General features: G+C 38.8%; 24 protein-coding genes. 13 read left to right on the top strand and 11 right to left on the bottom strand.

What is annotated here, in order from left to right:
• Positions 1-10: 10 nt before the first annotated feature.
• The 5 genes from SKC36_RS10225 (at position 11) to SKC36_RS10205 (ending at position 4,423) form a co-directional block, all read left to right on the top strand.
• On the top strand, positions 11-175 hold the full coding sequence (locus SKC36_RS10225; protein WP_459453686.1) for a hypothetical protein: 165 nt from the start codon (positions 11-13) through the stop codon (positions 173-175).
• Between the two features lie 10 nt (positions 176-185).
• Positions 186-1,160, top strand: coding sequence for a sodium-dependent bicarbonate transport family permease (locus SKC36_RS10220; protein ID WP_459453687.1), 975 nt, complete (start codon positions 186-188; stop codon positions 1,158-1,160).
• Positions 1,160-2,011 (top strand): DUF6671 family protein, encoded by an 852-nt coding sequence (locus tag SKC36_RS10215; protein WP_459453688.1) that lies wholly within the window; start codon positions 1,160-1,162, stop codon positions 2,009-2,011. The genes SKC36_RS10220 and SKC36_RS10215 overlap by 1 nt, the downstream gene beginning before the upstream one ends.
• Before the next feature lie 53 nt (positions 2,012-2,064).
• Positions 2,065-2,817, top strand: coding sequence for a DUF3050 domain-containing protein (locus tag SKC36_RS10210; RefSeq protein WP_459453689.1), 753 nt, complete (start codon positions 2,065-2,067; stop codon positions 2,815-2,817).
• A gap of 127 nt (positions 2,818-2,944) precedes the next feature.
• On the top strand, positions 2,945-4,423 hold the full coding sequence (locus tag SKC36_RS10205) for an acyl-CoA synthetase (RefSeq protein ID WP_459465797.1): 1,479 nt from the start codon (positions 2,945-2,947) through the stop codon (positions 4,421-4,423).
• Here the strand turns inward: SKC36_RS10205 and madM are convergent.
• The 5 genes from madM to SKC36_RS10180 all read right to left on the bottom strand — a co-directional run bounded on the left by madM (position 4,416) and on the right by SKC36_RS10180 (position 10,160).
• Entirely contained in the window at positions 4,416-5,171 is a 756-nt protein-coding gene (gene madM, locus SKC36_RS10200) for a malonate transporter subunit MadM (protein ID WP_459465796.1), read from the bottom strand. The two genes, SKC36_RS10205 and madM, sit on opposite strands and share 8 nt — an antisense overlap.
• On the bottom strand, positions 5,168-5,530 hold the full coding sequence (gene madL / locus SKC36_RS10195) for a malonate transporter subunit MadL (RefSeq protein ID WP_459453692.1): 363 nt from the start codon (positions 5,528-5,530) through the stop codon (positions 5,168-5,170). Before madL ends, madM begins: the two co-directional genes overlap by 4 nt.
• A gap of 176 nt (positions 5,531-5,706) precedes the next feature.
• A complete protein-coding gene (locus SKC36_RS10190) occupies positions 5,707-6,909 on the bottom strand; it encodes a helix-turn-helix domain-containing protein (RefSeq protein WP_459465795.1) in 1,203 nt (400 codons plus the stop codon).
• 481 nt (positions 6,910-7,390) lie between these two features.
• Positions 7,391-9,625 carry a xanthine dehydrogenase family protein molybdopterin-binding subunit gene (locus SKC36_RS10185; RefSeq protein ID WP_459465794.1) on the bottom strand — a complete coding sequence of 745 codons (2,235 nt, stop codon included), beginning with the start codon at positions 9,623-9,625 and terminating at the stop codon, positions 7,391-7,393.
• 91 nt (positions 9,626-9,716) lie between these two features.
• Positions 9,717-10,160, bottom strand: coding sequence for a nuclear transport factor 2 family protein (locus SKC36_RS10180; protein WP_459453695.1), 444 nt, complete (start codon positions 10,158-10,160; stop codon positions 9,717-9,719).
• A gap of 162 nt (positions 10,161-10,322) precedes the next feature.
• Between SKC36_RS10180 and SKC36_RS10175 the strand changes: the two genes are divergently transcribed.
• The 5 genes from SKC36_RS10175 to SKC36_RS10155 all read left to right on the top strand — a co-directional run bounded on the left by SKC36_RS10175 (position 10,323) and on the right by SKC36_RS10155 (position 15,906).
• A complete protein-coding gene (locus SKC36_RS10175) occupies positions 10,323-11,237 on the top strand; it encodes a helix-turn-helix domain-containing protein (RefSeq protein ID WP_459465793.1) in 915 nt (304 codons plus the stop codon).
• A gap of 8 nt (positions 11,238-11,245) precedes the next feature.
• Complete coding sequence (locus SKC36_RS10170) at positions 11,246-12,094, top strand: aldo/keto reductase (RefSeq protein ID WP_459465792.1); 849 nt, start codon at positions 11,246-11,248, stop codon at positions 12,092-12,094.
• Between the two features lie 78 nt (positions 12,095-12,172).
• Positions 12,173-12,634: a (2Fe-2S)-binding protein gene (locus tag SKC36_RS10165; protein WP_459453999.1), complete on the top strand. Its 462-nt coding sequence runs from the start codon at positions 12,173-12,175 to the stop codon at positions 12,632-12,634.
• Position 12,635: 1 nt separating this feature from the next.
• The gene (locus SKC36_RS10160) at positions 12,636-14,870 is read left to right on the top strand and encodes a xanthine dehydrogenase family protein molybdopterin-binding subunit (protein ID WP_459465791.1); all 2,235 of its coding nucleotides are present in this window, start codon (positions 12,636-12,638) and stop codon (positions 14,868-14,870) included.
• A gap of 115 nt (positions 14,871-14,985) precedes the next feature.
• Positions 14,986-15,906, top strand: coding sequence for an alpha/beta hydrolase fold domain-containing protein (locus SKC36_RS10155; protein WP_459465790.1), 921 nt, complete (start codon positions 14,986-14,988; stop codon positions 15,904-15,906).
• On the opposite strand, the gene SKC36_RS10150 is transcribed toward SKC36_RS10155, so the two are convergent.
• The 3 genes from SKC36_RS10150 to SKC36_RS10140 form a co-directional block, all read right to left on the bottom strand.
• The gene (locus tag SKC36_RS10150) at positions 15,903-16,664 is read right to left on the bottom strand and encodes a hypothetical protein (protein ID WP_459453700.1); all 762 of its coding nucleotides are present in this window, start codon (positions 16,662-16,664) and stop codon (positions 15,903-15,905) included. The genes SKC36_RS10155 and SKC36_RS10150 overlap by 4 nt on opposite strands.
• Positions 16,665-16,872: 208 nt before the next feature.
• Positions 16,873-17,511, bottom strand: coding sequence for a YdeI/OmpD-associated family protein (locus SKC36_RS10145; RefSeq protein WP_459465789.1), 639 nt, complete (start codon positions 17,509-17,511; stop codon positions 16,873-16,875).
• Between the two features lie 91 nt (positions 17,512-17,602).
• On the bottom strand, positions 17,603-19,666 hold the full coding sequence (locus SKC36_RS10140; protein ID WP_459465788.1) for a glycoside hydrolase family 3 protein: 2,064 nt from the start codon (positions 19,664-19,666) through the stop codon (positions 17,603-17,605).
• 179 nt (positions 19,667-19,845) lie between these two features.
• Here SKC36_RS10140 and SKC36_RS10135 point away from each other — a divergent pair, with 179 nt between their 5' ends.
• Entirely contained in the window at positions 19,846-20,838 is a 993-nt protein-coding gene (locus SKC36_RS10135; RefSeq protein ID WP_459453705.1) for an amidohydrolase family protein, read from the top strand.
• Between the two features lie 63 nt (positions 20,839-20,901).
• Here SKC36_RS10135 and SKC36_RS10130 read toward each other — a convergent pair whose 3' ends face one another.
• Together SKC36_RS10130 and SKC36_RS10125 are read right to left on the bottom strand one after the other, a co-directional pair.
• Positions 20,902-22,146, bottom strand: coding sequence for a hypothetical protein (locus tag SKC36_RS10130; RefSeq protein ID WP_459453706.1), 1,245 nt, complete (start codon positions 22,144-22,146; stop codon positions 20,902-20,904).
• A gap of 185 nt (positions 22,147-22,331) precedes the next feature.
• Positions 22,332-23,444 (bottom strand): MBL fold metallo-hydrolase, encoded by a 1,113-nt coding sequence (locus tag SKC36_RS10125; protein WP_459453707.1) that lies wholly within the window; start codon positions 23,442-23,444, stop codon positions 22,332-22,334.
• Positions 23,445-23,564: 120 nt separating this feature from the next.
• On the opposite strand from SKC36_RS10125, the gene SKC36_RS10120 reads away from it, so the two are divergent.
• Positions 23,565-24,200, top strand: a complete 636-nt coding sequence (locus SKC36_RS10120) for a peptidoglycan DD-metalloendopeptidase family protein (RefSeq protein ID WP_459453708.1) — start codon at positions 23,565-23,567, stop codon at positions 24,198-24,200.
• Here SKC36_RS10120 and SKC36_RS10115 read toward each other — a convergent pair.
• On the bottom strand, positions 24,187-24,594 hold the full coding sequence (locus SKC36_RS10115; RefSeq protein ID WP_459453709.1) for a DUF1801 domain-containing protein: 408 nt from the start codon (positions 24,592-24,594) through the stop codon (positions 24,187-24,189). The genes SKC36_RS10120 and SKC36_RS10115 overlap by 14 nt on opposite strands.
• 116 nt (positions 24,595-24,710) lie before the next feature.
• On the opposite strand from SKC36_RS10115, the gene SKC36_RS10110 reads away from it, so the two are divergent.
• On the top strand, positions 24,711-26,132 hold the full coding sequence (locus SKC36_RS10110) for an adenosine deaminase (protein WP_459453710.1): 1,422 nt from the start codon (positions 24,711-24,713) through the stop codon (positions 26,130-26,132).
• Positions 26,133-26,144 lie beyond the last annotated feature (12 nt).

Genomic DNA, 26,144 nt, shown 5'->3' with positions numbered 1-26,144 from the left:
AAACGCACCTATGAATCATAAAAAACGATCCGCCATTTTCCTTCACTTAATTTCCATTGTTATACTAGTGTTCCTTATTAAAATGGGAGTAGATCCTATATTTGAGAAAATGGGCATAGCAAGTGCCGTTTTTATCGAATTAAACCTACTTAGAATTTTACAAGAACAAGCATAGCCCAGCCTACATGATGATCAATTTCGAACTATTAATTTTTAACTTAACCAATCCTACCCTGCTCTTTTTTATATTGGGTATGTTGGCCAAATTTCTAAAAAGTGATTTGGAGGTTCCCGCCGCCTCTAAAAGTTTTATTGCGCTTTACCTTTTATTTTCTATCGGTTTCAATGGAGGAACAGAATTGGCCGGAACTGGGATTACCGGAGACATTGTTAAAAGCCTACTTTTTGGTTTAGGGCTTGCGAGTATAATTCCTATTTATGCCTTTTTTATTCTTAGGATAAAACTAAATTCTTATGATGCAGGCGCCATTGCTGCATCCTATGGTTCCGTGAGTGCCGTAACCTTTGTAACAGCGGTCGCATTCTTGGAGATGAATCAAATGAAGTTTGGAGGAGAAATGGTAGCTGTAATGGCCGCGATGGAATTCCCTGCAATCATCATGGGCTTATTGTTGATGAGTTTATTTCCCTCAGAAAGTAATCTAGAAAAAAGAGAAAAGTTTCAATGGAAAAAAACCTTACAGCATTCCCTTACTAATGGTAGTGTTTTAATGATCTTAGGTAGTTTGGTGATTGGTTTCGTTTCAGATTCAAATCAAACTGCGGGAATCAAGCATTTTACGTCTGATATCTTCAAAGGATTTTTAGCTATCTTTTTATTGGATATGGGAATGGTTGCAGCAAGTAGAATTGCGGCATTTAAACAGCAAGGTTATTTCATCTTGTTCTTTGCCATCCTACTTCCTTTATTCAACGGCTCAGTGGTGGCATGTTTAAGTCATTACATTACGGATAACACTGGAAACCGTTTGATTTTTGCCGTCTTAGCTGCTAGTGCGTCATATATTGCTGTTCCAGCGGCCATGCGTATGGTGGCGCCCAAAGCTGATCCTGGTATTTATATCCCAATGGCCTTGGGTGTAACCTTTCCTTTTAATATAACCATAGGTATGCCGATCTTTTTTCAATTGGTTCAATAGTGAATTGGAAAAAATACTATTCAGGAAAAACATTGCTCATTGCCACAAAACACCAAAAGGAATTAGTGATTGGTCCTTTGTTTCAGCAGGAGTTTGGGTTTCAATATGCCGTAAGCGATCGATTGGATACCGATATGCTGGGTACTTTTTCTGGGGAAATTGAAAGAAAAGGAAGGCCGCTTCAGGTACTTAGGCAAAAGTGTGAAATGGCGATGGACCTGCATGGTGAAGATGTGGCGATAGCATCCGAGGGCTCATTTGGTGCGCATCCTCACTTACTTTTTGCTCCGGCCGATACGGAATTATTGATGTTCAAAGACCGTCAAAATGGGATTGAAATTTGGGTACAAAAAACGAGCACCGAAACGAACTTTAGTGGATTAGAAATACATTCTACGCAAGAGATTCCAGCTTTTTTAGCCCAGGTTAAATTCCCTTCACACGCATTAATATTAAAAAAAAGTAAGGATGACCTAGTTCAGATGCATAAAGGAATAAAGGACGAAGGCCTACTTTATTCTTTAGTGGATCAATACTTAAAAAATTCGGGATCTTGTTTTTTAGAAACGGATATGCGTGCCATGAATAATCCTACGCGAATGGGGCAGATTGAACAATTGACTCATCAGCTAATCCAGAAGATGAATTCACTTTGTCCTAGCTGTTCATTTCCTGGTTTTTCAATCATGGAGGTTCAAGGAGGGTTATTGTGTTCACAATGTTTTCTGCCTACGCAATCGATACTAAAGGAGATTTATCGTTGTCAAAAATGTTTGCATGAGGAAGAAAAATTATACCCAGCATCTAAATACTTGGAGGACCCTATGTATTGTGATTATTGTAATCCTTAAAAATTAGGACTTATTTCTGTAAACAATTGGAGAAAAATGGTGTTTTTCCTTTCATGGAAAATTACATTTTAAGATTAAAGCAAGAACTAGAATCCGATCGCAACAGACTTCTATCTCATCCTATTTATTCCAAGATTAGCGATTTATCGGGTTTACGAAAATTTACTCAGATCCACGTATTTGCAGTTTGGGATTTTATGAGTTTACTTAAATCCTTACAAGTAAATTTAACCTCTACACAGATTCCTTGGTTACCCGTTGGCACAGCTGATACCCGTTATTTGATTAATGAAATCGTATTAGGGGAAGAATCTGATGTGGATGAAATGGGAAACAGAACAAGTCACTTTGAGCTTTATTTGAAGGCCATGAGGCAAATGAATGCCTCGACTGCAGATATCGATTTATTGCTGGAGAAAGTTTCACAAGGCATGCCTGTTCAGGAGGCGATTCAACATGTGGCGATACACCCTAATGTGAAGGATTTTTTAGGCTATACTTTTGAAATTGCCTTGCATGCCCCTATTCATGTTAAAGCCGCAGTTTTTACCTTTGGAAGAGAGGATTTAATTCCTTCCATGTTTCATCGCCTATTGGAACAATTATATGCTGAGGTGCCTGAGCAGGTATCCACTTTTACCTATTACATTGAAAGGCATATAGAAGTTGACGGCGATCACCATAGTCATTTAGCGAGCGACATGGTTTGTCAATTATGTGGAAACGAGGAAAAGAAATGGGAGGAGGCACTGCAGGCTTCTAGAAAGGCATTGGAGATGCGCTATAAATTGTGGGATGCATTTTAATGGCAATAGCTTGATGGAGGTTTAATTTCTATTCTATATCAATTGGGCATATTGGTAAAATTATTCTAATTTTAAAACTATTGAATCTTTTTGATTCAATAGATGAATAGCCAATCCAACCCTAGTTATGTTATATTTTCAAAGAAACGCTCAAAAATTTGGAGAATCACAGGCAATATTGTCAGATTCACAAACATATACCTACACATCGCTGATAGATCGGTCGGAAAAAGTTGCGGGGACACTGCTCGGAAAACAAACCGATTTACATCAGTCGCCTGTGGCGTATATGGTAGAGCCAGGGTTTTGCTATGTTTCATCTCAATGGGGGATTTGGTTGGCTGGAGGAATAGCGGTACCAGTTGCCTTAGCCCATCCTTTAGAATCCATTAAATACATCCTTCAAGATACGGGAGCTAAGAAATTTATTTGTTCGAAGTCTTATTTGCCGCTTTTATCTGAGTATTGCCAGGAGGCAGGAATAAGCTTATACCTCTGGGATGATATGGTGGATTCCCCCTCACACCTACTACCTGATGTCAGCCTAGATAGGGGTGCCATGATTTTGTATACAAGTGGCACCACGAGCCTACCCAAGGGGGTTTTAAGTACACACCTCGGTATTGAAAGTCAAATCAAGTCTTTGGTAGAGGCTTGGAGGTATTCTGCTAATGACCATACCTTATGTGTTTTGCCACTACATCATATACACGGAATTATCAATGTTATCTCGGCAACTTTATATGTTGGTGGAAAAGTAGAGTTTTTAGCGCAGTTTTCGGCCGAAGAAATTTTTGCTCGATTTAAGCAAGGGGCATTGAATGTATTCATGGCTGTTCCAACCATTTATTTCAAGTTGATAGCCTATTTGGAATCCTTGACAGATAAGGAAAGGGAGGAATTAAAAGTGTGTATGAAAGCTTTCCGATTGATGATATCTGGATCGGCGGCATTACCTGTTTCCGTAATGGAGAAATGGGAAGCCTTGAGTGGGCAACGATTATTGGAAAGATATGGTATGACGGAAATAGGGATGGCAATAAGTAATCCTTATGAGGGCGAGCGTAAGGCGGGGCATGTTGGCATGCCACTTCCTGGAGTTCAAGTGAGATTGGTTGATGAAGAAAATCAACTTGTTTTTGATCAGCCTGGAGAGATTCAAATAAAAGGCCCAACTGTTTTTAAGGAATATTGGGGAAAAGAAAATGCGACCCGAGAGGCATTTACAACAGATGGTTGGTTTAAAACGGGTGATGTGGCGGAATTAGCGAATGGATATTATCGAATCTTAGGAAGAAATTCCACGGATATCATCAAATCAGGTGGCTATAAATTATCTGCCTTGGAAATTGAGGAAGTATTGAGAACTCATAACTCAGTTGAGGACTGCTCGGTGGTGGGATTAGCCGATGAGGAATGGGGTGAAATAGTCGCTGCGGTGGTTGTATTAAAAGAGGGCCAAGCTAGCTCCGATGAATTAAATACGTTTATGCGCAGTAAAATGCCCGCTTATCGGGTACCAAGAAAGTATTTGTTCCTATCCGAATTACCTCGAAACGCGATGGGTAAAGTGACTAAAAACGATTTAAAAGTACTGTTTACATAAGGGCTTTTAGTGCTAGGTAAAAGACGCTTGGACAAAGTAAACAGCCTAATCCTGTATAGAATGTGGCAGTTAGTGCACCATAAGGAACTAGCTTTTGATCCGTGGCGGCTAATCCTGCCGCCACTCCACTTGTGGTACCCATGATTCCTCCAAAAACCATGGCCGAATGGGGATTATCTAATTTGATTTTTGAAGCTATTAAAGGTGTAAAAATGGTCACCGCTATGGCTTTAACTACGCCTGTTGCCACACTTAAAGCAATAACATCAGAACTTGCACCCAAAGCCGAGCCTGTTACTGGGCCTACAATGAATGTCAAGGTACCAGCACCTATGGTAGCTAGACTTTCTGCGTCATGGTAGCCAAAAGCTAGGCCCACACAAATCCCTACTACAAAGGAGACTACTAAGCCTAGCATCAAGGAAATAACACCTGCTTTACCGGCTTGTAGCATAACGGGGAAACTAACTCCTAATGCGGTGGAAACAATGCAAAAATCCCGAAACATGGATCCCCCTACTAACTTAAAACCACTAAAAAAAGCTATATCAGCTATTCCTTTTTCTCCGCCAGTCTGCAAACCTCCGTAATAGGCCAAAACCAAACCTAATAAAATAGCAATGGCTGATCCCGGTATTTTTTTTCGTAAAAGTCGGGTTGAAATTTGCTCAGCTACCAGCATGATGATGGCAATGAGAAGAAAGCTGGTAATCATACCATTTTTCTCAAAAAAGGAAATAATATTCATGAAGCAGTGGTTTTGATTTTCGAAATGATGGGAACTAATACAAATCCAATCACAACAATCAGAATTCCTGCTACGATGGGAAGTACACCTTTATTAAATGCAAGCAAAGCATTTTGACTAGCGGACATGGCGACAATGACAGGAATATACATATTACTCCAGAATCCAATTCCTTCATCAAAATTGCCTTTAAGCCATTGCTTTTTGTGGAAATAATTATGGAGGAGAACCAATAATAGCATGGCAAAACCAACCCCGCCGACATTGGCTTGAACGCCAATTAATTCACCTAAAAAATCTCCAAATAGTTGGCCAGCTAAGTAACTAAAAGCGAGTAATCCTAATCCATAAATAAGCATAATGATGAGGGCTTAAAAACGAAGATAATAAATTATTGGATGACCGAATACTAAATGTTTAAGCTATTTAATGCTTGTAAGGCTTTTTTGGGCATAAGAATACCCTTAAATAATTACTGTGGAAACGTATTTCTGGGATGATATTAATAAACAGATTATCTCATTTTGAAAATGAATTAAACGCCTGCTAAATACTCTTTAGGTAGTAAGCCCGTTCTTTTTTTTATGGCTGTAATAAAAGAGGTTCTGGACCCAAAACCGATAGCTGTACCGATGTATTCTATGGAATATTTATCAAAATTGACATCGTTTTCACGCATGGTATTGAGGTATTCAAAACGGGCATCATTGATAAACTCATTGAAGTTTTTATCAAATTCTTGATTGATAACTGCTGAGACTAGGTAGGCGGGAACGTTTATTTCTTTTGATAAATCGGATAGAGAATATCCGATGGTGGTAAAGGGGTGATTATTTTTAAAATGTATTTCGATTGAATTTAAAATGTTTTTTCCTCGGTAATAGCTGATATAATTGGTATCCTCTGTCTCAGGTTTGAGTTCTTCATTTTTGGTGGATGTTTCCTCTAAGGATCGGATAGGTTCTTCCATTTGTATCCAACCAATCATCCCATATAAAATTTTGGGTTGAGTAAATAAATAGCCACAGATTAAAAGAATCTCTGATGAAATTACCAGGATGATAAGTCTAGCCATAAACATTCCTGTTAATACTTGAATGAAAGTGAAAATGGCTACGATGATTGTTCCTGAAGTCATTAAAATCATAGTAACCCACAGAAATCGGTAAATCTGTTTATTTCTTTCTATTTGAAGGCTAGCATCATAGATCTTTTTATGCCAATTGGTTAACAATTTTAAGCAAGCAAAGGTACTTATGACTAATACGATTATTCGGATAATGGCTATCCATCCAGGAGGCAATAACCCTTCCGATTCATTGAAAAACACCATTCTGTTACTAAGCGCATTTTTTACAATTAGATACTTTTCCTCTTTTTTCAATAAATCAAAGGGAAGGCGATGAATTTGATATAATAATACAGGAACAAATAGCCATAAATCCTTCCAAAATAGCTTGTAAGATTGATTCAGAACGGTTCTGATGTATAAATAGAGGAGTGGGCCAAGGCAGAAGGCAGACCAAGTATATGTTTTAAAGAATTGTGGATAATCATACAGAAAATGGGTCAGCGTGAGGCTATTTCCTGTAGATAATATGACTAGACAAAAAAGTATACCAGCCAATAATTTAGAACTTAAGGTGGAAATGCTTTGTCCAAAAACTAAAATTAAACTAACTACCAGGCCGATGGTGGATGCAAGAATAAGGTAAATAAATAAGGATAAATCTGACATTTGATAGATAGAAAACTCAAAAGCAAAGATCTATCTTATTTGATGTAAACAAATTCATGGAAAAAGTATTAAGTCTACATTTTCAATGAGTGGATAAATTATTAGGTTACAAATGAGGATTTACTTAATTGAAAATTTATAGAAAAACAAGTTTAAACATTTTAATTTTAAGCATTTTAGTGTGTTCAAATGGCGACTAAAAGTGCCCTTATTTGTTCAAAATTCCCCAAAATGAACAATGGTTTTTTTACTTAACGGTAATTTTGAAGCAAATTTGCATTGTAAAAAAATATACTTCATTATGCTTAATCAACGAAATATTAACTGGCACAGGTTATCCTAAAACCAGGGCAAAAAAATTATAATTTATAGAACACAGGTTTGGAAATCCTTTAGCTAATGGCTAAAGGGTTTTTAGTTTAAGGGAACTAATGAATTAATGTGAAGGTAAAGGAAGCTTTGACTAGATGAAGCTTGAAATCTAGATATGATCAATGAAAGGTTGATGATATTGACGTTTACCTGTGGCTTTATAAAGGGCATTGGCTAATGCGGCAAATACGGGAGGATAGGCAGGCTCTCCCATGCCGCTGGGATCAATCTCATTTTTCACAAAATGAACAGCAATGGATTTTGGTGCCTCATTCATGCGAATCATGCGATAGGTATCAAAATTTTTATGCTGAGGAACACCTTGATTTATGGGCATATTTCCAAATAAAGCCGTACCAATTCCATCGATTACACCACCTTCTACCATATTTTGTGCTCCGGTGGGATTAATCACAATACCGCAATCAATGGCGCAATGAACTTTTTCAATTACAGGAATGCCATTTTTCATCTCTAGTTCTATGATATTGGCTGCATAAGAATCATGGCAGAAATAAGCAGAAACCCCTACTTTTTTAGTCGATTTGATATGGTTCCAATTTGATTTTTCCTTGATTAATTGTAAAACTCCTGCATATCTTTCTGGCTCATATTCATTGTTTTTACCTACAGGTTTTTCAGCGGCACGTTTTAACAATTCCAGCCGGAAATCAATCGGATCTTTACCAGCGAGTTCAGCTACTTCATCTAGAAAAGACTGTTCAGCAGCTGCCATAAAATTGGAACGTGGAGCGCGAAATGAGCCTACAGTAATATTGGAATCTATGGTCCAGTCTTCAGCTAAATAATTTTCAACAGCACCTGCAGGAAAGCGGTTTGGATATAAAGGAGACTCGGGGATACCTCCCGCTTTTACATGAAAAGCTATCAGGTTATTTTGCGCGTCCAAAGCGGCCTTATATGTGGCCGAATATGTCGAGCGGTAAACACCTGAAGTCATGTCATCCTCTCGGGTATAAACAAGTTTAACGGGAGCTTGAACTTTTTGTGATATAAGTGCTGCCTCAATCATCCAGTGTGCATAAGATCTCTTTCCAAAACCACCACCTAGACGAGTCATTTGAATATTGATTTTATCTAGCGGGAGCCCTAGTCGGGCAGAAAGGGATTGCTCTGTTAGTTCAGGTTTTTGTAATGGTCCAGATAAATAGGCGGAATCATTTTTTACATCAGCGAAAAAATTCATGGGCTCCATGCAATTATGTGCCAAATATGGCCCATAGTAGGTTTTTTCGATGACTTTAGCGGCAGATTTAAGAGCTAATTCTACATCGCCGTCTTTTCTCCTAACCGTTGCTGCTTGGTCTTTTTTAGCGGCCATGCTGGCCATGTGCTTCGATGTGCTTTCAAGGCCAGCAGGTATATTTTCCACCATTTTTCGGCCTAGCATATTTCTGGGCTGAGAATAAGCTTTTGATTCCTGCCAAGTGACTTGTAGTACTTTTTTGGCTTGTAGTACTTCCCAGGTAGAATTTCCTACAATGGCTACGACCTCATTGAAACTTGTCGTATCAAAAAAGGATTTTTCATATCCATCGTTGAATATTTTAATCGGGAAAATATCTTTGATGCCCCTCATTTTTCTAGCTTCTGCATCTTGGATGGATTTTAATTCAAGTCCAAAGGCAGGAGGGTGAACAATCATGGCAATCAGCATACCTGAAACTTGGGTATCAATGCCAAATAATGGTTTTCCGGTAACAATTTTCTTTAAATCAACATTTGTTTTGGACTTACCAATAATGGAAAATTCCTTAACTATTTTTAATGGAATCGTGGTAGGTATTTGAATGCTTGCCGCTAAACTGGCCAGATCCCCATATTTAGCAGATTTACCACTTTTTTTATGGAAAAGCATTCCTTGGGAAGTAGTAATTTCTTGGATAGGTACTTGCCATTGTTTGGCAGCCGCTTCTATCAACATCAAACGGGCTGCAGCACCTGCTTGGCGAAGGGGTTTCCATCCTTGGTGTATAGCTTGGCTTCCCCCGATGTATTGTCTAGTGAAATGCTTAGTATCTAAATCCGCTTGAATTACCTGAACTTGTTTCCAATTCACATCCAATTCTTCTGCCACAATCATCGGCATGGAGGTTTTTACTCCTTGTCCACCTTCTGGATTGGGCGACATGATTTGAATGATATTGTCTGAAGTAATTTTAACAAAACCATTCATTTCATGGGGCTTGGTACCAACTGTTTTGGCGGAATTTGCAGAGGAGGCTATGCTTGGAAAATAGGTGAAACTTAATATGAATCCCCCGCTACTAAGTGCGGCAGCTTGTAAAAAGGATCTACGTGAAACGGATTTTTGCTTTTCCATGATACAATTAGGTTTAATCTTGGGGAATCAATATTGGAGCCTAAGCAATTTAATACAACCATTTCTAAATGTTAAATTCAGTCTACATTCATTATTGATTATTCGTCATTAATTTAGTGAAAGATAGTGAACCTAGTCGCCATCCCTTAGCTTGTTTGATGTAAACTTCGGTTACCTCAAAAGGGTTCGTTACCTCGTTTCCACCAACTACAGCTAGTAAAGTGATGCGGTTTAATAGGATAGCCGTTGAATCAATGATTTGGACCGAAACGGAATGTATGTCAGCCTTTTTATAGTGAATCATTCCCCCTTTGATAATGTTAACTTCGCGGTCTTTTCCCCAACTTCCTCCCATGTGAACAAAAACCGATTTTTCATGGAATAATTGACTGAGCTTATCCACATTTTTATCCGCCATCCACTGCCATTTATTTTTGGATAATTGAATGATTTCTTGTTCTGCTGAATTATTTTGACCTAAACATCCTAAAGTGGAAACAAAGATTAATATGGAGGTAGCGAGTAAATTTTTCATGGGATATTTGCTTTTTGTTGTATGATTAGCTGCAAATCTCATGCTATTAATACATAAACATAGTAGATAAATTACGGATTTGTCTACCATAATTACTGATTCTATTTAATAGAGAATTTAGAAATTAGAATTATGTTAATTTCGTTTCAAACTAGAAGTATCATGATACGTAACTATTCAATTGACTCGATAAGTCAATACAATACGGACAATAATCATCCCACACTTCACCCCTTAGTGACGGTGATTGATTTTTCTAAAGCGGCTCCTCGTGAATGGGGCGATGAAGTAAATCGAGTTAAGTTTCACTATGGCTTGTATTGTGTTTATTTGAAAGATGTAAAATGTGGTGATATCGTATATGGTAGGCATACCTACGACTACCAAGCAGGAACCTTGGTATTCTTTGCTCCCGGCCAAATATCTGAATTTGAAATTCCCGCTAAATCCTATCAGCCAAAAGGCTATGGATTAATTTTTCATCCTGATTTAATGCATGGAACGTCCTTAGGGAAAGCTTTGGCTACCTACCATTTCTTTAGTTATCAATCGAATGAGGCATTGCATATTTCGGATTCTGAGCGACAAATTGTATTGGACTGTTTTTCGAAAATAGCTTTTGAATTATCTCAAAGTGTAGACAAGCATAGTAAGAAGTTGATTACAGCCAATATTGAATTATTCCTCAATTATTGTGAGCGTTTTTATGATCGCCAATTCATCTCTCGTGAGCATGTAAACAAAGGTATTTTAGCTCGTTTTGAAGACCTTTTAAATGAGTATTTTGTATCCGATAAACCTCAGTCCTTAGGCCTGCCTTCGGTGGCCTACTTTGCAGATCAAGTTAATCTTTCGGCCAATTATTTTGGGGATTTAATTAAAAAAGAAACCGGTCAATCTGTGAAAGAATTGATTCAAAATAAATTAATTAACGTAGCCAAAGATCGAGTTTTTGATGGCAACAAAACGATCAATGAAATCGCATATGAATTGGGTTTCAAATATCCACAGCACTTCACTCGTCTCTTTAAGGAACGGGTTGGAAATACACCTTTACAATATCGCCATTTGAACTAAGCATTGGTATGGAGTATGTTGCATTAAATAACGGAGTTAAAATGCCCATTTTGGGTTTTGGAGTTTTCCAAATCCCGGATCCATTTGCATGTGAAAAAAGTGTCAGCGAAGCCCTTGAAGTAGGCTATCGCTCCATTGACACAGCAGCCTCTTATGGTAATGAGGAGGCCGTTGGTCGGGCTATTCAATCTTCCGCATTGCCTCGTGAGGATTTATTCATTACCACTAAACTTTGGATTCAAAGAAATGGATTGGAAGGTACCTTGGCAGCCTTTGATAAATCCATGAAAAAACTTAAACTTGATTACCTGGATTTGTATCTAATCCATCAGCCTTATGGGGATGTTTTTGGAGAATGGAGGGCTATGGAGAAATTGTACCAAGAGGGTCGTATTCGTGCCATCGGACTTAGTAATTTCCAGCCTGATCGAATCGTGGATTTGATGAATCATACCGACATTCTTCCCGCGGTAAATCAAGTAGAAACCCATCCGTTCCAGCAACAAATAGCTAACCAGCAGTTTTTAAAAGAACAAGAAATACAGATAGAATCATGGGGTCCTTTTGCGGAAGGCAAAAATGGAATGTTTGAAAATCCAATGTTAATGTCCATAGCTCAAGCCCACAATAAATCCATAGCTCAAATTATTCTTCGTTGGTTGATTCAACGCGGCATTGTAGCTATACCTAAAACCATTCAAAAAAGTAGAATGCAAGAGAATTTCCAAGTCTTTGATTTCCATTTGACGGATGGGGAGATGGAAATGGTGAGGACGTTGGATACGCAAAAGAGTAGCTTTTTTGACCACCGAGATCCTGCCATGGTTAAGTGGCTAGGAACCAGAAGTATAGAGTAATTTAATTGTTTGATTATTATAATTTATTCGAAGACCAATTGAATACATTTGTAACCTTGATAAAAATACCAAGCTATGATAAAGAAATTCACCGTACGAATTAACAAAAAATCTCATACCGTTGAGGTAGATGAAAACATGCCTCTATTGTGGGTATTAAGAGATATTTTGGACATGAAAGGTACCAAGTATGGATGCGGAGTAGGATCCTGCGGAGCTTGCACCGTTCATTTAAATGGGATTGCAGTTCGTTCCTGCCAATTGCCGATTTCTTCTTTAGCAAACCAACAAATCACTACGATTGAGGGCTTAGCTGAAAAGGGAGATCATCCTGTTCAAAAAGCCTGGTTAGACCTGGATGTGGCACAATGTGGCTATTGCCAGTCTGGACAAATCATGAGTGCTGCCGCCTTATTGAAAAATACACCTCGTCCTACTGAAGAAGATATCGATAATTTTATGTCGGGAAATATTTGTCGCTGTGGAACCTATACCCGTATTAAAAAAGCCATTCAATTAGCCGCTTCGAACACGAAATAACATGAAAAAGACAGATTCAAATTACAGCAGACGCTCGTTTTTAAAGGTCTCTTCTCTTTCAGGAGGGGGATTTATGTTGGGGATTTCCTGGTTTGCTAGCGCTAAACCCGTAGAAACATTAGCCGAATTAGGCGCAGAACCTATTTGGCAAGAGCTGACCAGTTATATCAAAATCACACCTGATAATGTGATTAAAATTTTCTCTCCCAATCCGGAGTTTGGTCAGAATGTCATGACCTCCTTACCCATGTTGGTTGCGGAGGAATTGGATGTTGATTTTAAAGCTATTGTGGTAGAACAAGCTAGCTATAATCCTGCACTTTTCAACCGTCAATTTACTGGTGGAAGTCAGTCGATCCGTTCTGCATGGAAGTTATTGCGAACAGCCGGTGCATCGGCTAGACAAATGTTATTAACGGCAGCGAGTCAAGCATGGAATGTTCCAGTTGCCGAATTGACGACTTCTAAAGGACAAGTAAAGCATGCCGCTAGTGGGAAATCTGCTACTTATGGGTCATTCGCTAGCGCAGCTTCTAAATTACCTATGCCAAAAGATATTGTTCTAAAAGCCAATAAAGGATTTAGGTTATTAGGTACTCCACAGAAAAATGTTGAGGGAAGTAAGATTGTCCATGGTAAGCCCTTGTTTGGCATGGATTACAAGGAGGAAGGTATGCTAATTGCCATGACGGAACGTCCTCCAGCATTTGGTATGCGTTTGAAATCGTTTGATGCAACAGCTGCCAAGAAAATGCCAGGCATTGTGGATGTATTTACCATTCAAGTGTACGAGCCAACACAAAAATTAGCCATGTTTGACACGCGTTCATTTAATGAGGTAATCGCTGTTGTGGGTAAGAGCACTTGGGATGTTATGAATGCCCGAAAAAGGTTAAATGTTGTTTGGGAAAATGCTCCAGATACCAAGGAAATAATGAATAATCGGGAGACGGTTGTTCCTGGAGGATTGGAAAGTACGAGCAAACACTATGCGGATATGTTGGCTATGGATAAAAAGCCAGGTCGTGTGGAGCGAAAAGATGGAGAGCCTGAAAAAGCATTTGAAGCAGCTAAACATATCATTGAAAGAACCTATACTGCTCCGTTTTTGGCCCATAATATCATGGAGCCCACCAATACCTTTGCGCATTTCCAAGGAAATAAAGTGAGATTTGTAGCACCGATACAAGGTCCAGATTTTATTGCTAATACCATTGCTACGCGTTTGGGTATTCCCAAGGAAAATATTGAGATTCAATTAGCCCGTATGGGAGGAGGCTTTGGTCGCAGGGCCTATGGTCACTATATGGTGGAGGCGGCCTTAATTTCCAAGCAAGCTAATGCACCTGTAAAATTGGTCTATAGCCGCGAGGATGATGTGAGTGGAGGTATTTATCGTCCAACTTACCAATTAACCTATCGGGCTGCTTTTGATGAAAACAAGCGATTAACCGCGATGCATATTAAAGGTGGAGGTATTCCAGAGTCACCCTTACATGCCAACCGTTTTCCTGCAGGAGCTATCGACAATTACATGGCTGAAAGCTGGTCTATTCCATCGAACATTACGGTGGGAGCATTCCGTGCTCCACGCTCCAATTTTAATGCCGCAGCTGAGCAATCTTTTTTAGATGAAATAGCAGAATACATGGGTAAGGACCCTATTGCTTTCCGATTGGAATTATTGAAAAGGGCTAAGGAATCGCCAGTAGGTAAAAACAATGATTATGATGCGTCTAGATATATGGGCGTATTGGAATTAGTTAGGGATAAATCGGGATGGGGTAAGCCTGAGAATGCCAACAAAAAGCGAGGCGTTTCGGCATATTTCTGTCATAATTCCTATGCTGCGCAAGTGATAGACTTGCATGTAAAGGATGGTCAAGTAATAGTAGATCATGTTATATCTGCAGTGGATTGTGGCGTAGTTGTAAACCCAGAAGGAGCAAAGAATATGGCAGAGGGAGCGGCGATAGACGGGATTGGGAATGCCTTATTTGGCAATTTGACCTTTACAGAAGGAAGCACAAATCAAAAGAACTTTGATACGTATCGAATGATTCGTCATAATGAAGCACCGAAGAAAATCGATGTGCATTTTGTGGCGAATGAAATAGATCCGACCGGTTTAGGAGAGCCGCCATTCCCACCAATTTTTGGTGCGATGGCCAATGCAATATATCAGGCTACGGGGAAGCGTTTATACAAGCAACCTTTTGGAAATCAAATAGCGTAGTTTCTTTAAATTGAAAGCCCGTCCTTGCAAATGGATGGGCTTTTTTTGATATTCTGGTTTTAAAAATGCTTATTGGTAGTTCAATGCACGTTGAGTAATTATTTTGTAATACATCATGATGAAATTAATTCCTAAGAAATTGACCAATTGGGGCTTTTGCCTCCTTCTTCTTTTGCAGGCGAATTCGCTATTGTCCCAAGCAAGCAATCCTGTTCTCAAGCTTTTTCCTGCAGGAACTGTCCTTCATGCGAACATTCCCTTTGCTCAGGATACCTTGAAAAAGCATTTATTGGATATTTATTTGCCTGCTAATACGACTGGAAAACTTCCTTTGGTAGTTTTCATACATGGTGGAGGCTGGTTAGTTAATGATAAATATGCCGATATGGGCTATATGGGAAATACGCTAACTGCCATGATCAATCAGGGCTTTGCGGTGGCATCCATTGATTATCGCTGGGCGAGTCAAGCTATTTTTCCCGCTCAAATACAAGATAGCAACCAAGCATTAATTTACCTAGTTGAGCAGGCGGATAAATACCACTTAGATAAAAACAAAATCGCCATCATGGGATTTTCTGCCGGTGGGCATCTTGCTTCCTTGCTTGGTCTTGCAAATAATAACCAGGTAGGAGCCTTTTTTATGAATGGGAAAGCCCAAAAATTCAATATCAAAGCAGTCGTAGACTTTTATGGCCCTTCTGATTTAACAAGTCTTGAAAGTAGTGATGATCCAAAAGCACCCGAAGCTATTTTATTAGGGGCCGTTCCGGTGGACCGACCAGACCTAGCCAAGAAGGCCAGTCCGGTTAGCTATGTAGATCGACAGGATCCTCCTTTTTTAATTATCCATGGAGAAAAAGACAAGAGTGTAAATAACAAACAATCTAAGCTATTAAGCGGATGGTTGAGTACCGTTGGCGTAAAAAACGAACTGATTATTGTTAAAGATGCGCCTCATTTTGGGCGCATGTATGATACAGAAGATTTAAAAACCAAAGTGCTTCAATTCTTGGTAGGAACCTTAAAGCCTTAGTTGATTCTTCTGAATTTGTGGTTGAAGTTATAATTTAACCCGACACTCCAAAGCAAGTCATCTCCAGGCAATGCAGAACGCAGTTTTTTGCTAAACATGGTCGTTAAAGTCATCGGACTTTTTTTCTTGGAAATAACCAATGCCCCGCTGACATAGGTGCCATCTAGGTCATCCATTTTTAAGTAAAAAAACTGAGGGATAATGGTTGCTTCCCAATCTTTGTACCAGGTAAGATGGGAGAAAATACTTTTTAAGGATAAAAAGGTGGTGCTTTGTGTCACATCTTTGGTAAGTCCCACAGAGCCTAAATAATTAAAGCCTAAGGAAATATTTTTGTGAACCGATAATAAGGGAGTGGCTTCCCAAGCAAAGAAGCGTTGGGCTTTTAAATAGGAGGTATTTACTCCATTGACATTGGCTTCTTCACTTCGAAAAACAAAGGCAGGGTGAGCCCCTACGCTCATGTTGAATTTTTTTTGCTGGATAGCTTTATATCTCCACCATAATACAAAAGCCCATGGTTTCCCGTCCATGGCAAAGCGCAACATAGGATCAAAACTTAATCTTCCTTTGCCTAGTGATAAGTCGAATAATAAGGCAGGTTTACCTAATGAAAACGAAGGAATCAATGAAACACCATTATTGGTAGCGGTGATTTGTCCTGCAAAAAAAGAGGGTGTTTGTGTACTGTCTTTTTGAGCGTATAAGTGGTTAGCACTTGCTAGTATACATAGCAAAAGTGTGGTTTTAAATTTCATGAAGATTAATTAACAGAGCTGCAAAGGTCTGAATTTTTTTATTGAAATGAAATTTATGGGCCTATTTTAGCCCTTTTAATGGATAAACGAACTTAATATTCCATAAGAATAGCTTGGTATCTTCACACGGAGAATCAAAAAAATGGGTCAAACTCCGAATGAGTATAGGATGAAGTTGAATCAAAAGATTATTTGATTGAGCAAATGATTACTTCAATTGTTTATGTGATCCATCACATGAGGGCATTCTTTGAGAAAGTCCACATATGCAATCATTGAGCCCTTTTCCACTTAAAATACGTTTCATGTTTTTTTCGATTCTCGTCAAGCGAGTGGCCGATTGTTTGGCTTCCGAAAAATGCAAGAGGTAGGCTCTTTGCCTGCCGGGCGTTAAACTTTTAAAAGCAATTTTGAAAGCTTCATTTTCCTCCATGACGGCCTCTAGTTCCTCGGGCACCGCATATTCATCCAAGGTTTTTAAAACGACTTTGGCTCCTGTTTTTTCTACCTCGATGGCTTCTAAAATATAGGCTTTTAGGAGGTCCTCCTGGCTTAGGATTTCATCCAGATGTCGAAATCGAATCTGTCGACTCGACTGAGTATGTTCTCCCGGTTTACTAAATACCTTGGCGGGATCTTGTAAAAGAGCCCCTTTAAAAAACATGATGGCAAAGTAGTCTTTGAATCCTTGAAGTATAACAATATTGGATTTTTCAAAAGTATAACAAGGCGAACCCCATTTCAAATCCTCTTCCAAACCCATATCCAATATGAGGCTTCTGAGCACACTCAATTCACTTTGCCATTGGGCTAATTTTACCAGAAAGGCATCTACTTTGGGGTTCATGGAATCACATTTTTTAAAATTAAAAGAAATTGATAAAATGTCCCCCTTTTGCCTTTTTATATTGATAAGTCATTTAGCCAAAACCTACGTTTTATTTATAGGTTAAGCCATGTCCAAATGGGAATAAACCATAATTTGGACCTTCCATATAACCAGGAACATCAGACTTATTTTCCTCCACCGCTTTCATGTTGATCGGTGTCGTGAATGGCATTTTTCCACTTGGCTTGAATTTACCTGTTACGATATCCAATAATGCTTCTTGGGTAGTTCCAAAGGTGGCAATAATGGACTTTGTTTTTCCTTTATCAATTTCCTCAATCACCCAAGGATTGGTATAATTGATCGCTACGATGGTAGGTTTGCTTTGGATTAACTCATTGACATGATTCACATCAATGCGATTAGCAGATAATCTCAAATCAATTTTAGTGCCTTGAGAACTGAACAATCCTCCGCCATTTGGAATGAGCCAAACTAAGATGACATCTGCCTCTTCCTTGCTTGAAACAAATTCTACATCAGGGTAATTGGGTTTAGCTACTTTGATGAAATCCGTATTTCGTCCTGTGTTGAAATATGTTTCAAAAAACACCTTAGTCTTCTTTTTAATGGGTAGAACATGCTCGTCATTGCGAAGTAGGACGATGGACTTACGAAGGGCAATGTTGGCTAAATCCGTGGAGGCTTTATTTCCTATAATTTTGCTCGCTTCTTCCACGGAAACGTAAGGATTTTCAAACAAACCTAATTCAAATTTTTCCTTTAATAATTTAGCTACTGACTGATTAATTCGATCCTCGGAAATCATTCCTTTTTTAACGGTTTCCAATAAAGTACCAGGGTCAGCAGCACCAGAAAATATATCCACTCCTGCTTGAAGGGCTTTTTGATAACGCTCAGGAATAGTCAAGTTTTCCACTCCCCAAGGCATCATTTCAATGGGACCGGTGTCTGAGTTGATGATACCATTAAAGCCTAATTTCTTTTGAAGTAAATCATTAATCATGGCCTTATTGAAGGAAAAGCCCACTTCCTCAAATTCCTTTCCCTTAGGAGCGGAATAATAGGGCATAATCGCCGAGGTACCTGCTGCTATGGCTGCCTTAAATGGTTTTAAATGAAAATCAAACATGCCTCCTGGATAATGGGCAAACTTTCCCCAATCAAAATGGGAATCTTGTCCATCCACTTGTGGCCCACCTCCCGGGAAGTGTTTCGTTGTCATGGCCACGGAATTGGCGCCTATTTTTTTCCCTTGAAAACCAAGGATGATTTCTTGAATCATCCGTGAAGTCAAATCCGCATCTTCACCAAAGGTTCCTTCTACGCGTTGCCACCTAGGCTCAGTCGCTAAATCAGCCATGTACATATAGCCTTTTCTTAATCCAACGGCTCTCCATTCTTGTGAGGCAATTTCAGCAAATTGGCGTGTTAGGCTAAAATCCCGCATGGCTGCTAGTCCCAATTCTCCTGGCCATTTAGAAAAGGCCGTAACCCCCACGCTTAATCCTACGGAAGCATCGGTTGTTACATGATTTCTGGGATTGGATGCAACGATGGCTGGGATCCCTAGTCGCGTGTCTTCACACAATGCCTGAAGATTATTAGACCATTTTGCCATAATCTCTGGTGATGCATTAGCTCTTAATATGAAATGGCGTAAATGAAATTGGCGCACTCCTTTCGTAGTTCCTGCTGAGGCCATGTTAGGTGCACTTAGAGGTTTTCTAGTAAACATGTTCGTATTTTGAACTAGGTCTTCCTCATTGAAACCATCATTTATTGGCGTTGCCGTTCCTGAGGCAGGTGCTGCTCCAAAAACGTTGTCGCCTCCCATGCGCGTGGTGGAGATCAACATGAAACCTACTTTTTCTTCCAAGGTCATTTGAGATACCAAATCCTTAATTCTTTCCGAAATAGGCAAACGCCAGTCTTCGTAACGATCTAGCTTTTTGTTTTTATTCAGGTCTTTAAACTTTAAGTTTTGGACTTGAAGTATTTCGACCTTGCGGCTACCAAGATTTGCTTGAGTAGAATTTTGCTGAGCCAGTATGTTGGAAAAAGACAAAATAGCTAATAAGCCAAAAAGAATAGGTTTTTTATGGGAAAGTGGGTTCATATGATTGGGGCTATATTCTTTAAAAGCATTCATGGATGCTTTTCTAATGTCTTTTTAAAAAAATATAGGTTTATTGAGTGGTAAAAGCTACAAATAAAGCCAGAAAGGCATACAAAAATTCGTTAGGTTGTTTATATTGTAGCATAAAGATACAATAAGAGGCTTTTGTAAATTTTATTAGAAGAAAAATACAATATTTATCTCCAGAACGCATGAAAAAAACACTATTATTCGCAGGTTTTCTGTTTTTGTTAATGGCTCAACTGAGTTTGGGACAAAGTAAGGCTGAGAAGCATTTACCGATCATTGACGTACATGTACATGCCATGAAAGTCAATCCCAATTTTGCTTCTGACATGTCGCCTTGGTTTTTAAGTAATATGCCAGGCACAGATCCTAATGAACCAACTCCCAAGTTCTTGAATGCAGAAGGTGCCATCATGTTAAAAGCAGCAAAATCCGATCAAGAATTTCAAGAGGAGTTAATGAAGACCATGAAACGGTTAAACATGACCATTGTGGCATCAGGAGACCCTCAAGTGATTCGCAATTGGAAAAAGGCTGCTGCTCCGGATCGAGTAATTCCTTCCATTGGCTTTAATTCTGCCAATGGGATCTCCGTGCAGGCTTTTGAGGATTCTTTGAAAACCGGATTTTATAAAGTTGTAGGAGAAGTGGGTTTGCAATACCAAGGATTATCGCCTAGTGATCCGTCGGTCGATAAATATTTTGAAGTTGCGGAGCGATTAAATGTCCCAGTAGCTATTCACATGGGCACTGGTGGAAATGGCATGGCTAATTTAACATCACCTAAATACCGGGCATCTTTGGGGAACCCTTTGTTGTTGGAGGATTTATTAGCTCGCCATCCAAAATTAAAAGTTTGGGTAATGCATGCCGGCTATCCGATGATCGATGAAATGGTGGCTTTGATGGGAGCTAATTCCCATGTGTATGTCGATTTAGCCGGGTTAATTTGGAGTTATCCTTTGGAAGAAATTCACCTGTATTTGAGAAGATTGGTACAAGCAGGCTTTGGAAAGAGAATCATGTATGGCACAGATTTGATGGTGTGGCCAAAATTGTTGGAGACGTCCATTGGAGTAATTGAAAATGCCAATTACCTTTCATTTGATCAAAAAAGAGACATCTTATTCAATAATGCAGTTCGTTTTTTCCGTTTAGATCCAGCTAAATATCAATAAGCACCAGAATCATGTTGATAAAAAAAGGCCTTCATTTATAGAATTGAAGGCCTTTTTTATGTTTTATTTAAACTGAAATAGTAAGGGGAAAACAAAGCAAACGATTGCTGCCCAGATCACATAAATTGGCAAATATTCCGCGATACTTTTGGCTACCTGATTAAGGTCAGATTTTCCTTGGCTAGCTTTAAATAGGGATTTGGCCACTAAAAGTAGGTGAATAAATATCAATAAATTACTCCCTAAGACCGCAATTCGGTTGGGTGTAATTCCCCATTCTATGATGCGGAAACTAATAGCAGAAAGCGCAATTCCATTTACGATAATGGTTAAAGCTGAAAGACCCAATAAAAGCAACGTGGTTTTTGGGCCAGTTTCATGCTTTTCTGCCTCTGCTACTGAAAAAAGAATCAATGCCATGACGCCAATTAAAAGGCCATTGAATATTAATAAAAACTCCCGATTTGTGTAAGGGTCTTTGCCCGTGTATAGCATGGCAATCAAATAAATGAAAAGGAACACAAATACCACAGGGGTAAAGATTTTGGCAATAACGGGAGAAACATTTTTGACTAAAGTGGGGTTCTTTTGAATTAAAAAATTACCTAAAATAGGAGTACATGAAAGGCCACTAACAATCACATATTTTCCATAAATTTCTTTAATATCCAAGCCAATAATTTCAAATAAACCCAAGGAGATTGCTGTAAATAATCCTCCCGATAAGAGAATGATGGCACACATTACCAGTAAATCACCGTGCATCCGTAAAAATTCGATTCTTTTGGAGTAATTAGACAAGTCTCCGCCTAAATAAGCATATGCCCAGATAGACCAGCCGATCAAAGGTAAATGAAGGCAGGCCAACAAAATGGAATCAGAGTGAGTGCTTGTGGGAAGTAGGTTGATGTAAATTACGGCCAAACAGCCAATACCTAATGGCAGAAGGAATTTAGAAAAAGCTAATTGCTCTTTCCAAATGAAATAAAAGCTTAAAACAGGAAAAACGACAAAAGATATATTTCTTTGGAAAAAGACATCCTGATTGAAGCCAAAGAATTGTGGTATTTGTGAGATAAGGGAAGCCAAAACAAATAAAGCTCCTATAAAAAGCAATTCGTTTCTGTCGCCTAAACCAATGCCTTCTTGTTTAAAATTTAAGCGCTGATTCCAAAATTGAACACTGGGTTCTTTGGAATATTCAGGAAAAACCAGGTTAAATTCTCTTTTAAAAGCAGCAGTATTTTCTCGGTAGAGGCTTTCTAGTTTTTCCGGATTGTTTAGATTTTGGATGATTTCGCTTTTCATGGTTTTAGAAGAAATGGGCTAAAAATTGCTTACAAAACGATTTTACTCGTGTATTTATTTCTTATAGAACACTTGGCGGTTTTATATCCACCTAAAGACTTACAAGCAATAACCGAATTCTTTGACCTATAATGAATGATTTTTTGCTCAATGGCTCATTTTTGGGAGTAAGCGGTTTCATAGGCTTATACAATCCCTTCCCACCAATTGTAAAATGTCGATTGATTATCCTTTAGGTCTACCAGTTCGCCAATTTTAGGAGTAATTACAGGAATATCTTGTTTTTTACTGTTTTCCCATAAGCGTTTTAAGGGTTCATCCCAAGGATGCACACTTAATTTAAATTTGGAATTATGTCCTGCAAAAATCTTTTTGGCATTTAATTCCTTGGCTGCGATGAAAATTTCTTCGGGCATTAAATGAATGTATTTCCAAGCTAAATTGTATTGGCCCTGTTCTATCAAGGCTAGGTCAAATGGTCCATATTTTTCGCCTATGTTTTTAAAGTGATGGTCATAACCACTATCTCCACCCAAGAATAGGTTGTGATGAGGGGTTTTTAAAACAAAAGACAGCCAAAGTGTTTTGTTTCTTTGTATCCCTCTACCTGAAAAATGTCTTGCTGGAGTGGCCGTTAATTTCCAATCTTTTTCTAATTCAATGGACTCATTCCAATCCAATTCCTCTATGATATCGGGAGAATAGCCCCAATGCTCTAGATGAGCTCCCACTCCCAAACCACAGATCACTCGCTTAACTTTTCCTTTTAATTTCAGAATCGTTTCATAGTCGAGATGGTCATAATGATCATGTGAAATAAGTAAATAATCTATATCGGGTAAGCTTTCTGCAGTATAGGGATCGGTTCCTTTAAATGAGGCATTTAACCAGGAAAAGGGAGCAGCATAACCACTTAAAACAGGGTCAATCAACAAGGTTTTGCCTTCTATTTGAAATAAATAAGAAGAGTGTCCGAACCAAATCATATAGTCGGTGCTAGGACTAATTTTGGTGAAATCAGTTTTTACCGTAGGCAATGCCACGCTAGGTTTAGTGCGGATGTTTTTACTGGTCATCACGCGCCACATGGAGCCTATTTTATTATTCTCCTCTGCAAATGTGGGCGTGTAAGATAGATTTTGAAATTCTCCATTTTTAAAATGAGGAGAGTTTTTAATCCGCTCCAGTCTTTTCCCTTTGGGGTTTGCACCCAAAACAGCTTTATTGAAGGCAATCCAAGAACCCAGCGAGATACTTGTTAATATTCCTAGAAAGCCTAGCATACGTCTTCTTTTCATAATTTAGTGGGCAATTTAATGTTTTTGTCTAATCTTTAAGCAAATTTCATTTTCCATGGGATGGATCATCAATTTTGTTTAAGGCTGTGGTTAAGCCATTCCATACTTATTTAGTGAACTATGATTTCTACCTTATTTGTTCCCCCGCTTTCGAATGCTAACACCCAAATCTTAGATTTAAGTGCACAAAATCCTATTTTTAATGCCGATGTATATCAAAATATTGGCCGATTTTGTCAGTTCATTCGGGAATCATTGGGAACGAACAAATATGGTTTAGGGGGTTATTTAGAGCATCGAAGGATGTATGAATCGCACGATTATTTTGCAACAGACCAACAAGACTTTCGAAATATTCATTTAGGCATTGACATTTGGGCGGAGGCAGGTACAGAAGTCTTTGCTCCCATGGATGGTATAGTACATAGTTTTCAAGTGAATGAAGGCTCAGGAAACTATGGGCCCACCGTGATTGTAGCGCATCAAATCCAGGGAGAACTTATCTACAGTTTGTACGGCCATTTGGCTACTCAAGATTTGGAAGGCTTGGTTTTGGGCCAAACTATTCAGCAAGGTCAATTGATTGGGCATTTGGGAAATTCATCTGAAAATGGTGGATGGCCCCCTCATTTACATTTTCAATTGATTCGAGATTTGCAAGGATTTGTTGGGGATTACCCAGGGGTTTGTTCACGTAGAGATATGGATTTTTATGCTCAAAATTGTCCTAATCCAGAACTTTTTAGGTTGGATTAATTTTCGTTTGTATTCTTTCTAACAAACCTCTTCTTTTGACGATATTCTTATAATCCCATTGTATGGTTTTGGCTTTTTGAAGCCATCTCCGTAAGTCTTCTTGGGGAATTTCTTCGAGGGTATTGAAATAAATTCCAGCGGCTTTAAACTTGCCTATCCCCTCTAAAGAATTTTCTTCAAAAGACTGCCCACTCCAGAATAGCAATTGAATCCCCCTTTTGAGTGAGCTATAGCCCACCACCGGATTATCCTGGATAAACCAGACGGGTATCGCATGCCAAATTTTACAAGTGGCCTCGGGCAATTCTTCCGAAATATATTGAGCCAAAAAGTTCCCAATTTTTGCTTCTTGGGGCGAAAGGGACTGATTAAATGCTTGTATGGCAGGGTTCATGGATTTAAATTATGTTTTAGGAATTATTCTTTTAGAGGTGTTTCTAGTTCAAATGTATTCAATTACCCGTAATTTTAAAGAGCCCTTTGAATCAACAAGTACCTTTATACTAATTCATGAAATACATTTTAGCCCTCATCTTTAACATACTTATTCCTGTTAGTCTTTTGGGGCAGGAGCAAAAAGCTGCACAATATTTGCAGAAAATTAGAAATAATGAGGCTCAGTTGACGGCTTTTATGGCCCAAATGCCCAAAGGAGGAGATTTGCATCATCATTTTAGTGGCTCTATTTACGCGGAACCCCTTTTGGAAAAAGCCATTAAATTGGATTACTACCTTCATACTGAAACGATGGCTGTGGCTAAGGATCAAGCGGGCCAAAAGAATTGGAAACGATTTTCTGAACTTGCCTCGGAGGGTCGATTGGAAGGGATTAAAAATGAGATTTTAAGGCGCTGGTCCGTAAAGGATTTTTATACAGGGTTTTATCCTTCTGATCAATTGTTTTTTGAGTCTTTTGATAAATTTTTACCGGCTCTACATGAAGAATATGCGCCTGGCATGGTGGAGTTAAAGAATCGGGCTATAGCCGAAAATGTGAGCTACCTTGAAACCATGTTTACTCCCGTTTATTCCAAGGTAAATATTCAAGATTTAACAGCTTATGATGCTGAATTACGTCAATTGATGCATCAGTCAGACCAACAAGCCGTTTTGAATTTACTGGAAAATATTTATTCGAAGTTGATGCAAAAGGAGTCGATGAATCAGGCGGTAATTTGGAATAATTCTTTCATTCAACATCTTCATGATAGCTTGAAAATTGACGATGAAAGATTTAGCATGCGGTATCAAAAGTATGTATTGAGATTCAAAAATCCCGTTGATTTATTTAAGGACATCGTCATTAGCTTTATGTCGGCTAACCAAAGTGATTTAGTGGTGGGGGTGAATATGGTGGCTCCTGAACATGGTGAAAATTCCATGAAGGATTATCGTTTACACATGTTGATGTTTCAGTTTTGTCACCAGAAATTTCCTCGAGTGAAATATTCTTTACACGCCGGGGAATTAGCCATGGGCCAAGTGGCCCCAGAAAATTTGACTTGGCATATTGATGAGGCTATTCATACAGCAAAAGCTAATCGAATTGGTCATGGCGTGGATATGCCTTATGAAAAGCATAGTTATGAGCTTTTGAGGTACATGAGTCACCAGAAAATTCCGGTTGAAGTGAACCTTGTTTCTAACCGATTTATTTTACAAATCAAGGGCGATAAGCATCCCATTAAATTGTACCACGATTTTAAGGTTCCGATGGTAATTAGTACGGACGATGCCGGTGTCCTTCGGACTAGTTTAACTGAGCAGTTTGTATTATTGGCTAAGTCCTATCCATTTTTTACCTATGCCAATATAAAGCAATTGGTATATAATAGTTTGGACTATAGTTTTATTAAAGAAGCGGCCATCAAACAGAAATTACGTCAAGATTTAGATCGAAGATTTAAGGAGTTTGAGGCAAAAATCCCTTGAAACTTTATCAAG

The sequence above is a fragment of the Aquirufa sp. OSTEICH-129A genome (assembly GCF_054558355.1).
This window is presented reverse-complemented; position numbering and strand designations above follow the sequence as displayed.

Bases quoted from the DNA above. Each gene is read 5' to 3' on its own strand.
- SKC36_RS10180 (WP_459453695.1), bottom strand. From the start codon at position 10,160: ATGAAAAATTTACTCGCTACCTCCATATTAATCTTTGTTTCCACTTTA.
- SKC36_RS10125 (WP_459453707.1), bottom strand. From the start codon at position 23,444: ATGAAAAGAAGACGTATGCTAGGCTTTCTAGGAATATTAACAAGTATC.
- SKC36_RS10135 (WP_459453705.1), top strand. From the start codon at position 19,846: ATGAAAAAAACACTATTATTCGCAGGTTTTCTGTTTTTGTTAATGGCT.
- SKC36_RS10190 (WP_459465795.1), bottom strand. From the start codon at position 6,909: ATGTCAGATTTATCCTTATTTATTTACCTTATTCTTGCATCCACCATC.
- SKC36_RS10155 (WP_459465790.1), top strand. From the start codon at position 14,986: ATGATGAAATTAATTCCTAAGAAATTGACCAATTGGGGCTTTTGCCTC.
- SKC36_RS10145 (WP_459465789.1), bottom strand. From the start codon at position 17,511: ATGAACCCCAAAGTAGATGCCTTTCTGGTAAAATTAGCCCAATGGCAA.
- SKC36_RS10140 (WP_459465788.1), bottom strand. From the start codon at position 19,666: ATGAATGCTTTTAAAGAATATAGCCCCAATCATATGAACCCACTTTCC.
- SKC36_RS10175 (WP_459465793.1), top strand. From the start codon at position 10,323: ATGATACGTAACTATTCAATTGACTCGATAAGTCAATACAATACGGAC.
- SKC36_RS10225 (WP_459453686.1), top strand. From the start codon at position 11: ATGAATCATAAAAAACGATCCGCCATTTTCCTTCACTTAATTTCCATT.
- SKC36_RS10110 (WP_459453710.1), top strand. From the start codon at position 24,711: ATGAAATACATTTTAGCCCTCATCTTTAACATACTTATTCCTGTTAGT.
- SKC36_RS10185 (WP_459465794.1), bottom strand. From the start codon at position 9,625: ATGGAAAAGCAAAAATCCGTTTCACGTAGATCCTTTTTACAAGCTGCC.
- SKC36_RS10205 (WP_459465797.1), top strand. From the start codon at position 2,945: ATGTTATATTTTCAAAGAAACGCTCAAAAATTTGGAGAATCACAGGCA.
- SKC36_RS10120 (WP_459453708.1), top strand. From the start codon at position 23,565: ATGATTTCTACCTTATTTGTTCCCCCGCTTTCGAATGCTAACACCCAA.
- madL (WP_459453692.1), bottom strand. From the start codon at position 5,530: ATGCTTATTTATGGATTAGGATTACTCGCTTTTAGTTACTTAGCTGGC.
- SKC36_RS10150 (WP_459453700.1), bottom strand. From the start codon at position 16,664: ATGAAATTTAAAACCACACTTTTGCTATGTATACTAGCAAGTGCTAAC.
- SKC36_RS10210 (WP_459453689.1), top strand. From the start codon at position 2,065: ATGGAAAATTACATTTTAAGATTAAAGCAAGAACTAGAATCCGATCGC.
- madM (WP_459465796.1), bottom strand. From the start codon at position 5,171: ATGAATATTATTTCCTTTTTTGAGAAAAATGGTATGATTACCAGCTTT.
- SKC36_RS10170 (WP_459465792.1), top strand. From the start codon at position 11,246: ATGGAGTATGTTGCATTAAATAACGGAGTTAAAATGCCCATTTTGGGT.
- SKC36_RS10115 (WP_459453709.1), bottom strand. From the start codon at position 24,594: ATGAACCCTGCCATACAAGCATTTAATCAGTCCCTTTCGCCCCAAGAA.
- SKC36_RS10220 (WP_459453687.1), top strand. From the start codon at position 186: ATGATGATCAATTTCGAACTATTAATTTTTAACTTAACCAATCCTACC.
- SKC36_RS10130 (WP_459453706.1), bottom strand. From the start codon at position 22,146: ATGAAAAGCGAAATCATCCAAAATCTAAACAATCCGGAAAAACTAGAA.
- SKC36_RS10160 (WP_459465791.1), top strand. From the start codon at position 12,636: ATGAAAAAGACAGATTCAAATTACAGCAGACGCTCGTTTTTAAAGGTC.